Source organism: Ruegeria sp. CDSB086 (assembly GCF_059611065.1).
Genome location: NZ_JBXWOV010000003.1, coordinates 84,102 through 96,803 on the forward strand (window position 1 = coordinate 84,102; position 12,702 = coordinate 96,803).

The 12,702-nt window shown below is 58.3% G+C and carries 14 protein-coding genes; 4 read left to right on the plus strand and 10 right to left on the minus strand.

Annotation, left to right across the window (positions count from 1 at the left end):
* Positions 1–166 precede the first annotated feature (166 nt).
* Positions 167–1,582, plus strand: a complete 1,416-nt coding sequence (locus AC2FIO_RS07220; RefSeq protein WP_496697084.1) for a DEAD/DEAH box helicase — start codon at positions 167–169, stop codon at positions 1,580–1,582.
* On the opposite strand, the gene AC2FIO_RS07225 is transcribed toward AC2FIO_RS07220, so the two are convergent.
* From AC2FIO_RS07225 to AC2FIO_RS07235, 3 genes are read right to left on the minus strand one after another with little or no spacing between them, the layout of a single operon-like run.
* Positions 1,579–2,481 carry an EamA family transporter gene (locus AC2FIO_RS07225; protein WP_109311742.1) on the minus strand — a complete coding sequence of 301 codons (903 nt, stop codon included), beginning with the start codon at positions 2,479–2,481 and terminating at the stop codon, positions 1,579–1,581. The two genes, AC2FIO_RS07220 and AC2FIO_RS07225, sit on opposite strands and share 4 nt — an antisense overlap.
* A 21-nt stretch (positions 2,482–2,502) precedes the next feature.
* Positions 2,503–3,387: a fatty acid desaturase gene (locus AC2FIO_RS07230; RefSeq protein WP_496696622.1), complete on the minus strand. Its 885-nt coding sequence runs from the start codon at positions 3,385–3,387 to the stop codon at positions 2,503–2,505.
* Positions 3,380–3,583 carry a DUF2061 domain-containing protein gene (locus AC2FIO_RS07235; protein ID WP_058278218.1) on the minus strand — a complete coding sequence of 68 codons (204 nt, stop codon included), beginning with the start codon at positions 3,581–3,583 and terminating at the stop codon, positions 3,380–3,382. The genes AC2FIO_RS07230 and AC2FIO_RS07235 overlap by 8 nt, the downstream gene beginning before the upstream one ends.
* A gap of 106 nt (positions 3,584–3,689) precedes the next feature.
* Between AC2FIO_RS07235 and AC2FIO_RS07240 the strand changes: the two genes are divergently transcribed.
* The gene (locus AC2FIO_RS07240; protein WP_058271837.1) at positions 3,690–4,553 is read left to right on the plus strand and encodes a helix-turn-helix domain-containing protein; all 864 of its coding nucleotides are present in this window, start codon (positions 3,690–3,692) and stop codon (positions 4,551–4,553) included.
* 94 nt (positions 4,554–4,647) lie between these two features.
* Positions 4,648–4,830 carry a hypothetical protein gene (locus tag AC2FIO_RS07245; RefSeq protein WP_058271838.1) on the plus strand — a complete coding sequence of 61 codons (183 nt, stop codon included), beginning with the start codon at positions 4,648–4,650 and terminating at the stop codon, positions 4,828–4,830.
* Here the strand turns inward: AC2FIO_RS07245 and AC2FIO_RS07250 are convergent.
* The 4 genes from AC2FIO_RS07250 to bcoG are packed head-to-tail and all read right to left on the minus strand — an operon-like array spanning position 4,827 to position 8,369.
* Positions 4,827–5,588 carry an SDR family oxidoreductase gene (locus AC2FIO_RS07250; RefSeq protein WP_282151373.1) on the minus strand — a complete coding sequence of 254 codons (762 nt, stop codon included), beginning with the start codon at positions 5,586–5,588 and terminating at the stop codon, positions 4,827–4,829. The two genes, AC2FIO_RS07245 and AC2FIO_RS07250, sit on opposite strands and share 4 nt — an antisense overlap.
* Positions 5,585–7,051 carry a carnitine 3-dehydrogenase gene (locus AC2FIO_RS07255; RefSeq protein WP_496696624.1) on the minus strand — a complete coding sequence of 489 codons (1,467 nt, stop codon included), beginning with the start codon at positions 7,049–7,051 and terminating at the stop codon, positions 5,585–5,587. Before AC2FIO_RS07255 ends, AC2FIO_RS07250 begins: the two co-directional genes overlap by 4 nt.
* An 8-nt stretch (positions 7,052–7,059) precedes the next feature.
* Positions 7,060–7,398 carry a hypothetical protein gene (locus AC2FIO_RS07260; RefSeq protein ID WP_496696626.1) on the minus strand — a complete coding sequence of 113 codons (339 nt, stop codon included), beginning with the start codon at positions 7,396–7,398 and terminating at the stop codon, positions 7,060–7,062.
* A 56-nt stretch (positions 7,399–7,454) separates the two neighbouring features.
* The gene (gene bcoG, locus AC2FIO_RS07265) at positions 7,455–8,369 is read right to left on the minus strand and encodes a 3-dehydrocarnitine:acetyl-CoA trimethylamine transferase BcoG (RefSeq protein WP_058271842.1); all 915 of its coding nucleotides are present in this window, start codon (positions 8,367–8,369) and stop codon (positions 7,455–7,457) included.
* 133 nt (positions 8,370–8,502) lie between these two features.
* Between bcoG and AC2FIO_RS07270 the strand changes: the two genes are divergently transcribed.
* Complete coding sequence (locus AC2FIO_RS07270; protein WP_496696628.1) at positions 8,503–9,489, plus strand: GlxA family transcriptional regulator; 987 nt, start codon at positions 8,503–8,505, stop codon at positions 9,487–9,489.
* 70 nt (positions 9,490–9,559) lie between these two features.
* Here AC2FIO_RS07270 and AC2FIO_RS07275 read toward each other — a convergent pair whose 3' ends face one another.
* The 3 genes from AC2FIO_RS07275 to AC2FIO_RS07285 all read right to left on the minus strand — a co-directional run bounded on the left by AC2FIO_RS07275 (position 9,560) and on the right by AC2FIO_RS07285 (position 12,702).
* Positions 9,560–10,606 (minus strand): aldo/keto reductase, encoded by a 1,047-nt coding sequence (locus AC2FIO_RS07275; RefSeq protein WP_496696630.1) that lies wholly within the window; start codon positions 10,604–10,606, stop codon positions 9,560–9,562.
* A 289-nt stretch (positions 10,607–10,895) separates the two neighbouring features.
* Positions 10,896–12,089 carry an NADH:flavin oxidoreductase/NADH oxidase family protein gene (locus AC2FIO_RS07280; RefSeq protein WP_496696632.1) on the minus strand — a complete coding sequence of 398 codons (1,194 nt, stop codon included), beginning with the start codon at positions 12,087–12,089 and terminating at the stop codon, positions 10,896–10,898.
* A 154-nt stretch (positions 12,090–12,243) separates the two neighbouring features.
* Positions 12,244–12,702, minus strand: coding sequence for a DNA polymerase III subunit chi (locus tag AC2FIO_RS07285; protein ID WP_496696634.1), 459 nt, complete (start codon positions 12,700–12,702; stop codon positions 12,244–12,246).

A 12,702-nucleotide genomic window follows, 5' to 3' on the forward strand; every position in this document is an offset into this window, starting at 1 on the left:
CAGTGGGCGTTAGCGACGTCAGGTTAAGGGCTCTTCATTTGACCCTGCCCCATGATTTTGTTATGTCCGCGCAAAGCCGAAATGCGCGTGACAGCGTATGGCCATCCGGGCCCGGCATTCCTTTGACGCGCGGGCTAGGTCTAGTGTCCGCATGAACCGGACATACATGACAAAATTCAACGAACTGAACCTGAACCCGAAGGTCCTCAAAGCCATTGAGGAAGCCGGATACGAAACGCCCACGCCAATTCAGGAAGGCGCGATACCCGCTGCCCTTGAAGGTCGGGATGTTCTGGGCATTGCTCAGACCGGTACCGGCAAGACGGCCAGCTTTACGCTGCCGATGATCACCTTGCTGGCCCGTGGGCGCGCCCGTGCACGGATGCCGCGCTCGCTGGTGCTGTGCCCGACCCGGGAACTGGCCGCGCAAGTGGCCGAGAATTTCGACACCTACGCCAAACACCTGAAACTGACCAAAGCGCTGCTGATCGGCGGCGTCAGCTTCAAAGAGCAGGACGCGTTGATCGACCGGGGCGTTGACGTCCTGATCGCCACGCCGGGTCGCCTGCTGGACCATTTCGAACGCGGCAAGCTTCTTTTGACCGGTGTTCAGATCATGGTTGTCGACGAAGCTGACCGGATGCTGGACATGGGGTTCATCCCCGATATCGAACGCATCTTCTCGCTGACGCCGTTCACGCGCCAGACCTTGTTCTTCTCGGCCACTATGGCGCCCGAGATTGAGCGGATCACCGACACCTTTCTGTCCGCACCCACGCGGGTCGAGGTTGCGCGTCAGGCCACTGCTTCGGAAACTATTGAACAGGGCGTTGTCATGTTCAAAGGCGGTCGTCGGGATCGTGAGGCCAGCCAGAAACGCAATGTCCTGCGGGCGCTGATCGACGCTGAAGGCGAGAAGTGCACCAACGCCATCATCTTCTGCAACCGCAAGACCGATGTGGATATCTGCGCCAAATCTCTCAAGAAATACGGCTATGACGCCGCCGCGATCCACGGCGATCTGGATCAATCCCAGCGCACGAAAACACTCGACGGCTTCCGGGATGGGTCTTTGCGCCTACTCGTGGCCTCGGACGTGGCCGCGCGCGGATTGGATGTGCCATCCGTCAGCCATGTGATCAATTTCGACGTCCCCGGCCACCCCGAGGATTACGTCCACCGCATTGGCCGCACCGGTCGCGCCGGGCGTGAGGGCAAGGCGATCACGATCTGCTCTTCCCGCGATGAAAAGGCGCTGGCGGCGGTGGAGAAGTTGATTCAGAAAGAAATTCCCCGTCTGAACAACCCGATTGAGGCGGATGACTCCAAAGCCGATACCCCAAAAACCGAGAATCAGCCCAAAGCGGCGGACACCAAAAAGTCCGATCGGCGCAAAAGCGAGCCCCGTGCGGAAAGAGAGCCTCGTAAGGATAGAGAACCGCGCAAGGATAGAGAGCCCCGTAAGGACAAAGAGTCCAAAGGCCGCGGTCGCAGAGACGACAGGGGCCCTGCAGTTGTCGGCATGGGCGATCACTTGCCCAGCTTCATCGCCCTCAGCTTTGACGAACGCCGTGCAGGCTAAATCGTAAGCACCAGTGCCAGTATCGAGGCACCAAGCAACGTCATCCCGGCGATCTCGCGCCGGGTGATTCTTTCGCGGAAAAACAATAGCGAGGCGAACAGGCTGAAGATCAGTTCGACCTGCCCGAGAGCTTTGACATAGGCCGCGTTTTGCAGCGTGAAGGCAAAAAACCAGCAGAACGATCCACATAGACTGGTGAGCCCGACAAAAACGCTCGTTCGGCGTGTGTCCCAAACCGCGCGCAGCTCGGCACGGTCGCGCCACAGCAGCCACAGCCCCATGCTGAGGAATTGGAACGAAACCACCACGGCCAAGGTGACCAGTGCCCGAAACCAGGCGTCTAAATCCCCCAGTTCCAACGAGGCACCGCGATAGCTGACGGATGAGAAAGCAAACAGCACGCCCGAACCCAGCCCAAGGCGCGATGCACGGTTGGTGAGGTGTGCCCACCAAGCCCCTTCTCCACCAGGACTTTTCGACAACAGCAAGACAGCCACCAGTCCCAGAACAATCGCAAACAACGCACCCGAGGATACCTGATCGCCCAGGACCAAAAATCCGACGATGGCGGTTTGGATAACTTCGGTCTTCTTGAATGTAATACCGACGGCAAAATTGCGTTGTTTGAACAGGGCCACCACGCAGATGGTCGCCAAAATCTGCGTTGTCCCGCCGATCACTGCAAACAACCAGAAACGCCCGGTCAGGGCCGGTAGGCTGAATCCGGTCAATTGCATTGCCACGATCAGCGCAAGGACTGCCAACGGCATGGAATAGGCGAACCGCGCAAAAGTCGCGCCGGCTGCCGAAAGTTTCACAGTGCTCAGCGACTTTTGCAGCATGAACCGCACGGTTTGAAATGCCGCGGCGGCGATGGTGATGGGGATCCACAAACTCATGGATTCCCTTGTGTCGTCAAATCATCCCTTTGGCCAGAGCGGATGCTCGACCGGGTCCTTGGTACGCCAGAAATAGGACCGGAAAATCTGCCCGTAAGACCGATAGACATAAGCGTGGTTGCTGGCCAGATAGCCGTCTTTTCCGGCACGATAAAGCGCAGGCAATCGGTACCACGGAGCACCGGGATTCATGTGATGAACGACGTGCAGATTGTTGTTCAGAAACAAAAAAGCCAACAATCCACGATCTTCGACAATGACCGTTCGGGCACTGGAGTTTTCGTGCGCCCGGTGTTCAAGAAACGTCCGGATCTTGACCAAGCCCAAACCAATGTAGGCAGACAGAACAAATGCCCAAAGCGGCATTGGAGACCGAGCAACCACCCACAAAACCGCGGCCACTCCAATCAGGTGCAGTCCCCATGCCAACAGTACGGCTCTGTCTCCGCGTTTGGCGCCGCGCAACTCATCCCGAAAGAAGATATACTGACCAATCGTGGGGCCCAACACCATGCGCCCGAGCAGTGTGTTGTTCGCCCTCAGGAGCCGCTTTTGCCAGCTTTTGAGCGTATTCCAAACCTTCGGGTCCAGATAGTTCGACTCGGGGTCGTCATAGGGGTCGGTCAGCGTCGAATCCCTGTGATGCGCCAGATGCAGATCGCGGAACCGGTTGTACGGAATGAACAAGGTCAGAGGCAGGGCCATCAGCGCCTCGTTCAGCCAACGCGTGCGGAACGGGTGCCCGTGCAGCGCCTCGTGCGTCAGCGACGAGTGCAGCGCCGCGACCAAGCCCATGGCTGGGATTGCCAGCCAAATGGGAAGTGTGAATATCACCGCCAGCCACGCTGCATAACACGCAATGATCAGGGCAAAGGTGCCCCACTCGGGACCCGGCCGCTCAGACATTTCGGCCCCATGTGATGCCCGCCCAGACACGCTCATAGATCACGTACATCGTCAGGCCGATGCCCGTGTTCACAATCGCCAACGTCCCACCAACTGCGGCAGAGCCTGTCGCGATAAGACCCACCAGAGTCATCATGACCAGGCCCATCGCATTCCACACCACAGCCTTCACGACCGATCTTCGTCGCGTTTCCATTCCGTCACCCATATTATTGTTATGTTTTAAGAATTACGGATCGTGGCCGAGTTGAAAATTCTGAATATGATTAACAAAATTCATCATCCATGATATAAATCAACATATGACGGATAAATTAGACAAACGAGACCGCGCTGCGCAGTTTCGCCAACGCCTTGCCCGCGCGATGGAAGAACGTGACATCAGCCAAAGCGCGCTGGCCCGGGATATCGGTGTCGACCGATCGACCGTATCCCAACTTTTAACCGGCGAAGGTGCGCGCCTGCCGAACGCGCATGTCGTTGGCAGCTGCGCCACAGCGCTAGGTGTTTCGGCTGACTGGCTGCTGAGCTTATCGGATCGGCCAGAAAGCGCTGCAGAGCTCCTGGCGCTTTCTCTGAGTATGACCAAAGCGCCACGCGCGCTGGTCGATGAACGCATTTTCGAATGGCACAAAGAGGCGGCTGGCTACAAGGTTCGCTATGTACCCGCCACCCTGCCCGACATGCTGAAAACCCGCGCCGTGCTAGAGTGGGAATACGCCCCGCATCTGGGGCGAACGGCGGATCAGGCCATCGGCGCGTCAGAAGACCGGCTGACGTGGATGCGCAGCGCGCAATCAGATTATGAGATCGCCATGCCGCTGTATGAGATCGACAGCTTTGCCCGCGCGACCGGATACTACGAAGGCCTGTGCCCGAAAATCAGGATGGATCAGATCGACCACTTGTTAGAGCTGAGCGACCAGCTTTATCCCCGCATGCGCATCTATCTGTTTGATGCCAAACGCCTCTATTCTGCGCCGGTCACGATTTTTGGCCCGCTGTTGTGTGTGTTCTACGCGGGCAGTCACTATATGGCCTTTCGGGACCGCGACAGAATCGAAGTTTTTTCCCGTCATTTCGATACGTTGGTGCGAGAAGCGGATGTGACGGCGCGGGACTTCCCCGATCATCTCAGGCAGCTGCGATCAACGATTTCCGCCTGATAACGGCCTCATAGATGCGTAAGCGACCAAGGTGTGATATCGTCACTTGGCGCGAACTTTCGAGCGATCCGATCACAGACGGAGGACCATAGGAATGGACGCATTAAAAACTGCTCAATACGCACGGGCGCTTTATTCCGCCCACGGAGATCAGGCCGAGGCGGAAGCCGCGCAGAAGATGCGCGAATGCAAAGACGCCGGGAACATGCAGCAAGCCCGCGACTGGCAGGCGGTTCGCCAGAGCATCCGCCAGATTCGCGGACCCAATCAGGGTTAGATTTTCGGGTCGGGGTTGACGGTGTGCCCATCAACGGCAATCACCTGCCCCGACACCAGCCGCGCCGCATCCGATGCAAGGAACACGGCCATATTGGCGATGTCGTGACCTTCGACAAAGCGACCCATTGAAGTGCCCGAGGCGTAACCGTCATAGACTTGGTCACGCGTCATGCCCTTGGCGTCGGCTTCTCGCTGCAGCACGCCTTCCATCCGTGGGCCTTCTACTGAGCCAGGGCAGATGACATTGCATCGCACGCCATGCGCGCCAAGCTCCATCGCCAGGGTCTTGGCCAGACCGATCATCCCCCACTTCGCAGCAGCATAAGGCGCGCGATTAGGGTACCCATATTGGCCAGCCGTCGAAGACGTAATGACCACCGCGCCACTGCCCTGACGTTTCAGGATCGGCGCCGCGTGTTTGGCGCACAGAAAGGCACCCTCCAGATTTACTGCAAGGCACATGCGCCAATCGTCCAATGCAACGTCTTCAACCGAAGCGGTTGGTCCCGCGATTCCTGCGTTTGCGCACAGGGTGTCCAAACCACCCCATTCCGCCTCAATGTCTTGGAACAAGGTGGCCACGGCATTCTCGTCCGCGACGTTCGCCTCGGACCGCCGCCAATGGGCCGGACAATCTGACAGCGCCTTCGGGTTGACGTCAGCCACCCAGACCTGCGCACCAGCTGCGTCAAAGGCTTCGGCCATAGCGCGGCCAACGCCCGACGCGCCAGCCGTGATCAGAACGCGCGCACTCATGCCGGTTTGCGGATCGCAGCACCCGCACCTTCAGGATAAGGCAATCCAGCCTGAGCTTCGGCGATCCGGGCCATAGCCGCTTCGATCTCGGCCGAAGGTGCGCTCGGACGACGGGTTTCCAGACTTACATGCAGCAGGAAGCTTTCGCCCGTGGCCAAAAGGTTGTCGCCTTCGTACATGGAATGGAACACGTGCAGTTTCTTGCCCTGCCCCAACAACATCTGCGTGCGCACTTCGATCTTTGCACCCGCGTGGACTTCGTCGATATAGCGGAGGTGGTTTTCGGCCGTAAAGTAACTGCCACCCGAGGAGATGTAATCCGCATCGCAGCCCATGATTTCCATGAAGCGGTCGGTCGCTGCGGCGAAGGCTTCAAGGTACCGGGCCTCGTTCATGTGGCCATTATAATCCGTCCAATCCAACGGCACTGCACGCGCCAGTGTCAGAATTGGCTGGCTCAGATCGGCCTGATCCATCGTCGGAAGTGCGCCCGGTTTCAGCGCCACGTCATGCTGGTTCAGAACAGCACCGGCCCCACAGTTCTGCGCCTTGAGCGCCCGCATCATGCCAACGAGGTTATTGTCGCGAATACGCTCCAATTCGCGGATCGAGTGCATGCCCGATTGTGCGTCAGACTGATCCGCGATCATGTCGACCAGCTCATCAGTGAACTCGGGCACATCCATCAACTTGGTCCAGGGCCATTGCAACGCCGGGCCGAACTGCGCCATGAAATGCCGCATCCCTGCCTCGCCACCGGCCACGCGATAGGTTTCGAACAGACCCATCTGTGCCCAGCGAATGCCAAAACCCATACGAATTGCTTCGTCGATCTCTTCAGTCGTGGCGATACCGTCCTTGACCAACCACAGCGCTTCGCGCCAGACAGCTTCGAGGAACCGGTCAGCAATATGCGCATCGATCTCTTTTTTGACATGCAGAGGGAAGAAACCCACCGATTTCAACAGGTCCTTCGCGCGGTCGACCATCTCGGGCGTGTTCTTGTTGGTCGGCACCAATTCGATCAGCGGCAGCAGGTAAACCGGGTTAAACGGATGCGTCACCACGATTTGTTCAGGGCGCAACGCGCCTTCCTGCAACTCGGACGGTTTGAACCCGCTGGTTGACGACCCGATGATCGCCTCCGGATTGCAGGCCTCTTGCAAGCTTTTGTAAACCTTCAGCTTCAGATCCAGCCGTTCAGGTACACTTTCCTGAATCCAGATGGCGCCTTGCACGGCGTCAGTCAGATCGTCATGGAAGGTAAGCGCCCCCTCAGACGGCAAAAGCACATCACTCAACCCCGGCAGAGACCGGCGCGCGTTATCGAGCACCTCGCCAATCTTGCGCTCGGCCTCCGGGTCCGGATCGAACACGCGGACATCCCAACCGTTAAGCAAGAACCGCGCGGCCCACCCGCCGCCGATTACACCACCACCGATGATAGCTGCTGTTTTTGTCATTTCTTTTCCTAGTCGATACAGATCACCAGCTCGCGTCCCGTCTCATCCAGATGAGGAATGCACCCGAACTGCGGCGTGACCGCGCTGCATTGTTTGGTCTCGGACAGGCAAAAGCCTTGACAGTCCGAACCTTTTTCACAGGTCTTGCCCGCATCTGCCAGCGGCAGAACGCACACATATTGCTGGGCTTTGCCTGCAACCTCGTAGACACCGCCTTTGGCTTCGCAGGCCTGCCTCCCATTGTTCACAGAAGCCGCCTCCGCCTTTTCATCCGCCGGAAGGCAAGCCGCCATAAGCCCCGCTCCAACGACAGCCAGACACCGCAACATCACTTTCATGAGTCTCATTCCCTCAGTTGATGCCCCGGTGTCCTGGCAAGGCGAACTTCCTACAAGGAGAAAATTCAGCCCTTAGGTGCTCGTTTCACCAGCCCCAGCTTCTCACGCACTTCCTGCGCGCCGATCACCCGCGCGCCCATGTTCGAAACGATGGTGTTCGCCCGCTCAACCAGCTGCCAGTTTTCCGCAAGAACGCCTTTATCGAGGAACAGATTGTCCTCAAGGCCAACGCGCACATTGCCGCCCGCCAGCACCGAAGCCGACGCATATGCCATCTGGTTCCGCCCAAGCGCGAATGCGCTGAAGGTCCAGTCATCAGGCACGTTATTCACCATGGCCATAAAGGTGTTCAGATCATCCGGAGCCCCCCACGGCACGCCCATGCACAGCTGAACCAGCGCCGGGCTGTCCAGAACGCCGTCCTTCACCAACTGCTTGGCGTACCACAGATGACCGGTATCAAAGGCCTCGATCTCAGGCTTCACGCCCAGATGCGTCATCATCCGGCCCATCGCCTGCAGCATGCCTGGCGTGTTGGTCATGACATAGTCAGCTTCGGCAAAATTCATGGTGCCGCAATCAAGAGTACAGATTTCGGGCAGACATTCAGCCACATGCTCCACCCGAGCAGCCGCGCCGATCATGTCGGTGCCGTCCGCGTTCAACGGCAGTGGAGATTCCGTCGGGCCAAAAATCATGTCGCCGCCCATCCCGGCGGTGAGGTTCAGCACAACGTCGACCTCGGCTTCACGAATGCGATCAGTCACCTCGCGGTACAGGTCCAGACGACGGCTGGGTGCACCGGTTTCCGGATCACGCACGTGGCAATGCACGATGGCCGCGCCTGCCTTGGCCGCGGCGATCGCACTTTCGGCAATCTGCTTGGGCGAACGCGGCACATGCGGGCTGCGATCCTGTGTTCCGCCCGAGCCGGTGACAGCGCAGGTGATGAAGACTTCGCGGTTCATTTCCAGTGGCATGGTGTTTTCCCCAACTTATACCCGGTTTTGACCTAAGTTATCCTCAGGCTTCTCCCCGGATTCCGATTTGCGTTCATCCCCGACTCTGGCGCAGCTTTATGGAAACAACTTGCCAGAATGCGAATCGAACTTGATGAAATCCGCAAAAAACATATTGCAGCCCGAACATCGCGCCCTAAAAACGGCCGTGCTGGTTCTGGATGAATGCAACACGCTCAGCTTTGCCTCGGCCGTTGATCCCATGCGCGCCGCCAACCGTCTGGCGGACCGCCCAGCCTTTGACTGGGATTATGTGACGGCCACAGCGGAACCGGCGATGCTGACCAGCGCCCTGAATGTTCCAGGCACACCGCTGGCTCGATTGCAGGGTTGCGACCTGATGATCGTCATTGCAGGTTTCCAACTGGCCCGTCACGCCACACCCAGCTTGCTCGCCGGACTGCGCCGCATTGCCGGTACCGGAGCCACCATGGCTGGCATCGACGGCGGCCCCTGGCTACTGGCTGAAGCCGGCCTGCTGAACGGCCACTCCGCCACAACGCACTGGGAGGATCTGGACAATTTCGCGACCCGCTTCCCCGAAGTCGATGTTCGCCCCGACCGATTCACTGTGTCCGGCAACCGTCTGACCTCAGGCGGCGCGATCCCCGCGGTCGAGATGATGCTACACATCATCGCCGCGCGCCACGGCGCAGGTTTTGCTGCCCGCGTGTCCGGCCTGTTCCTCTACGAGGGCGCACCGGAACCGTCCAAGCCACAAAGCCGTACAGGCGTGCCGCATCGTCATACGGCTCTGACAGCAAAGGCGAACTCTCTCATGGAAAGGTCTCTTGAGGATCCGCTGCCATTGGCCGACATCGCCGATACCTTGGGCACCAGCCCTCGTACTCTGCAACAACAGTTCCGTCTGCGCCTGAACACAACGCCGCAGGATCACTATCTGCAACTGCGCCTGGCCGAAGCGCGGCGTCTGGTCACCGATACGGATATGCCACTGATGGACGTGGCACTCGCCACAGGCTTTGCCTCACAATCCAGCTTTGCCCGTGCTTTCCGCACCGCGCACGGCCTGTCGGCCAGAGACCTCCGTCAGGACCGGATCCAGCCCACACATCACTGACCGGATCCGCTTCATCTGGCTAAAAATTTCCCGGGGGAGTCGCGCAAAGCGCGGCGGATGCAGAGCCCCCTTAGAACGGCATCGGATGCGCGCGATGCGCGGCACTGATATCCGCCAGGACATCATCCGCCAACACCACCTCCGTGCCCCCCAGAATATGGGCCAGCTGCGAAATTGTGGTCGCGCCAAAAATAGCAGACATCATGAACGGGCGTGTCCGGCACCATGCCAGCGCCATATGCACCGGATCCAGGCCATGCCGCTGCGCTATCTCCAGATAGGCATCGACGGCCCCAAACACACGCTCGTACTTTCGCCCACCCATGGTCGGAACAAGATCCATGCGCGAGCCCTTAGGCACCGCTCCGCCCTGATACTTGCCCGTCAGAAACCCTGCCGCCAACGGAGAAAACGCCATCAGGCCGACATCTTCGCGCACGCTTAGCTCGGCCATATCGGTGTCGAAGTGGCGGCACAGCAGAGAATACTCATTCTGGACCGAAGCGACCCGTGGCGCGCCCAACTGTTCGGCCAGCCGCAGCCATTGCGCGGTGCCCCATGCGCTTTCATTCGACAGGCCGAATGCGCGGATGTTGCCCTTGTCGACTTGCTGTTGCAGGGCTTCAAGACACTCCTGCATATTCGCCAGTACCTCATCGGTGTTGTGACCAGACGGCGCATAGTCCCAGTTCTGTCGAAACATGTAACTGCCGCGATTGGGCCAGTGAAACTGATACAGATCGATGCAATCTGTCTGCAAACGACGCAGAGATCCCTCGATCGCTTCGGGAATCGTTTGCGCAGAAATTGGTGCCCCGTCGCGGGCATGCGCGAAACCTGCACCGGAGTGTTTGGTCGCCAGAATATACTCCGCCCGCCGCGCGGGGTTCACCGCGTTCCAGTTGCCCAGGATTTCTTCGGTCCGCCCCACGGTCTCTTTCGAGATCGGGTTCACCGGGTACATCTCAGCCGCGTCAACGAAATTGATCCCAGCCTCCAGCGCCATGTCGATCTGGGTGTGTGCATCCGCTTCAGAGGTCTGCGTCCCAAACGTCATGGTGCCAAGGCACAGATCCGTCACTTCAATACCAGTGCGCCCCAATGGGTTCTTTTTCATCTCAAAATCCTTCTGCTCGCAACGCCGCGCACCCTAAAGCAGAGAACCGTCAGAGCAAGGGTGCAGGCGATCAATTCCGGTGCAACAAGGGGTTGGGCTTATTCAAACCTCTCTGCAGAAAGCGGAATAAAGCCAAACGCAGCACACGGCGTTTCTGCCCCCTGTGATACGGGTATCCATGCCGATTCCAGCGAATGCGCTTTCCTTTCAAAGTTTTGGTCCGCCATGCGGACCAATGCTTCCGGTCACTGCGGCTGCGCCAATGTCGGCTTTAGGTTGCTCGTGAAGTTCACCTGAAATGAGAATTCCAAACCTCTCGTCGAACCTCATCTCTGGCCTCGTATGCCGCTATTGCTTCGTCTAGCTCGTCAGGTTCAAGCGCGTTTTCTCCCCTGGCGATCCGCGTGACTTGCATCGTGTACCATGCAGTCACTCCGCCTTCCGGAGGGTTCTTGAAACGTGGGAATTGCGGCTCGTCGCGTTGATCGGAAAGCCAAAAGGATGGCAATTCTGGATCAACGACCAATGCGCGGGCCAATCCAACGAGATCGGCTTTTCCCTCTGCAATGGCGCTTTTGGCCTGTGCAAGCGTCTTGAAACCGCCCGTCACCATAAGGGGAATGTTCGTTTTCGCACGCGCACGTTCAGCAAAATCAAGAAAATAGGCGCCGGAACCCGCACGATCTGATGATGACGCAGCACCCGGAAAATATGTGCCACCGCTGACATCAATCAGATCAATTGTTGTTTTGTCTAATGCCGCAATGACCTCAAGAGATTCATCTTCAGCAAAGCCGCCTTCAAGTTGATCTGTAGCGTTCAATTTGATGCCCACAGGGAAATCCGGGCCAACGGCATCGCGCACGGCGCTGATCACTTCCAGCAGCAGTCTCATCCGGTTTTGCAATGAACCGCCATAGGCATCTTCGCGTTTGTTGAATAGCGGAGACAGAAACTGATTAAGTAAGAATCCATGGGCCGCATGCAACTCAACGCCACCGAACCCAAGCCGCTTGGCAAGGTTCGCTGTGCGTGCAAATTCGGCCGGCAGTGCATGGATCTCATCCAAGGACAGCGCGTCGCATTTCAGACCGGGCAAATCAAGTCTACTCGGGCCTTTCGGCGAGCTGACCGGAGCGTCCGCCATCGCACCTGCATGTCCAAGTTGCGGCCACAAATGAGCGTCGTTGGTTGCCCCTGCCTGTGCAAGTTTTCTTAGGGTTGCGAAATCGGATTGATCGTTCAAAACCAAATTGCCGGGCTTCTCAGCAAAATGAGGTGTGCCCTGCACTTCGCCGATGATCGAGAGGGCGAGGCCGCCAGTTGCCCAACGCTCATAGAGCTTGATTTGATCATCACTTGGATTGCCTTTGCCGTCACCAAGCGAGTCAGACATCGCCGATTTAGCAATTCGGTTTTTAAGAGTTACGCCGCAGGGCAGAATTAGCGGCTGGTGCAAGAGGGACTGGGTTCTATGGGACATTTGGTTCCTCAAACTTTTGCCTTAACAATCGAAAGCAGTCATTTTTGCCTTGCACCGCATCCGTCAATTTGGGCTTCAATCCAGCCATTTAGGCATTTCTGATCGCACATCTTTGCGCAAAAACCGCCACGCCTTCCGGAAAGCGGCTCGGGCCCTAAGCCTCAGCTTTCTTTTCCCAGCGCCCGGATTCTTCGGACCAGTATTGGGCGGAACATCCCGCACCGGTCAAAGCCTTCCACTGCCCGCGCGCGCGTTGAACGGCCTCTGCGTCATTACCGTCAAACAGGATACATACGCGGTCCAGTTTCTTGATCTCGTCGGGGTCGACCACCGCGCCATCTACCGCCATGACACAAGACGCATCATTGGCAGCCTGCGCCTCGGTCGTCAGCAGGATCGGCTGCGCGGCATCGTACGGACCGCCTGCGCGGCCATGTGGCAGGAACCCTTCTTCGGGCCCCTGCCACAGCTTTTCATCCAGCCAGTCCATCCGCGCGGGATCGCTCCCCCGCACGGCAATCTTCCACCCGGCCTGCCGTGCCTTGTCCAGCAGCACCGGCAAGGTATGCTCCAACGGTTGGCGGGTCAGGTGATAGAAATAGACGGCCCCCAT

Coding starts and splice junctions, on each gene's coding strand:
- AC2FIO_RS07220 (WP_496697084.1), top strand. CDS start 167: ATGACAAAATTCAACGAACTGAACCTGAACCCGAAGGTCCTCAAAGCC.
- AC2FIO_RS07225 (WP_109311742.1), bottom strand. CDS start 2,481: ATGAGTTTGTGGATCCCCATCACCATCGCCGCCGCGGCATTTCAAACC.
- AC2FIO_RS07230 (WP_496696622.1), bottom strand. CDS start 3,387: ATGTCTGAGCGGCCGGGTCCCGAGTGGGGCACCTTTGCCCTGATCATT.
- AC2FIO_RS07235 (WP_058278218.1), bottom strand. CDS start 3,583: ATGGAAACGCGACGAAGATCGGTCGTGAAGGCTGTGGTGTGGAATGCG.
- AC2FIO_RS07240 (WP_058271837.1), top strand. CDS start 3,690: ATGACGGATAAATTAGACAAACGAGACCGCGCTGCGCAGTTTCGCCAA.
- AC2FIO_RS07245 (WP_058271838.1), top strand. CDS start 4,648: ATGGACGCATTAAAAACTGCTCAATACGCACGGGCGCTTTATTCCGCC.
- AC2FIO_RS07250 (WP_282151373.1), bottom strand. CDS start 5,588: ATGAGTGCGCGCGTTCTGATCACGGCTGGCGCGTCGGGCGTTGGCCGC.
- AC2FIO_RS07255 (WP_496696624.1), bottom strand. CDS start 7,051: ATGACAAAAACAGCAGCTATCATCGGTGGTGGTGTAATCGGCGGCGGG.
- AC2FIO_RS07260 (WP_496696626.1), bottom strand. CDS start 7,398: ATGAGACTCATGAAAGTGATGTTGCGGTGTCTGGCTGTCGTTGGAGCG.
- bcoG (WP_058271842.1), bottom strand. CDS start 8,369: ATGCCACTGGAAATGAACCGCGAAGTCTTCATCACCTGCGCTGTCACC.
- AC2FIO_RS07270 (WP_496696628.1), top strand. CDS start 8,503: ATGAAATCCGCAAAAAACATATTGCAGCCCGAACATCGCGCCCTAAAA.
- AC2FIO_RS07275 (WP_496696630.1), bottom strand. CDS start 10,606: ATGAAAAAGAACCCATTGGGGCGCACTGGTATTGAAGTGACGGATCTG.
- AC2FIO_RS07280 (WP_496696632.1), bottom strand. CDS start 12,089: ATGTCCCATAGAACCCAGTCCCTCTTGCACCAGCCGCTAATTCTGCCC.
- AC2FIO_RS07285 (WP_496696634.1), bottom strand. CDS start 12,702: ATGGGGGCCGTCTATTTCTATCACCTGACCCGCCAACCGTTGGAGCAT.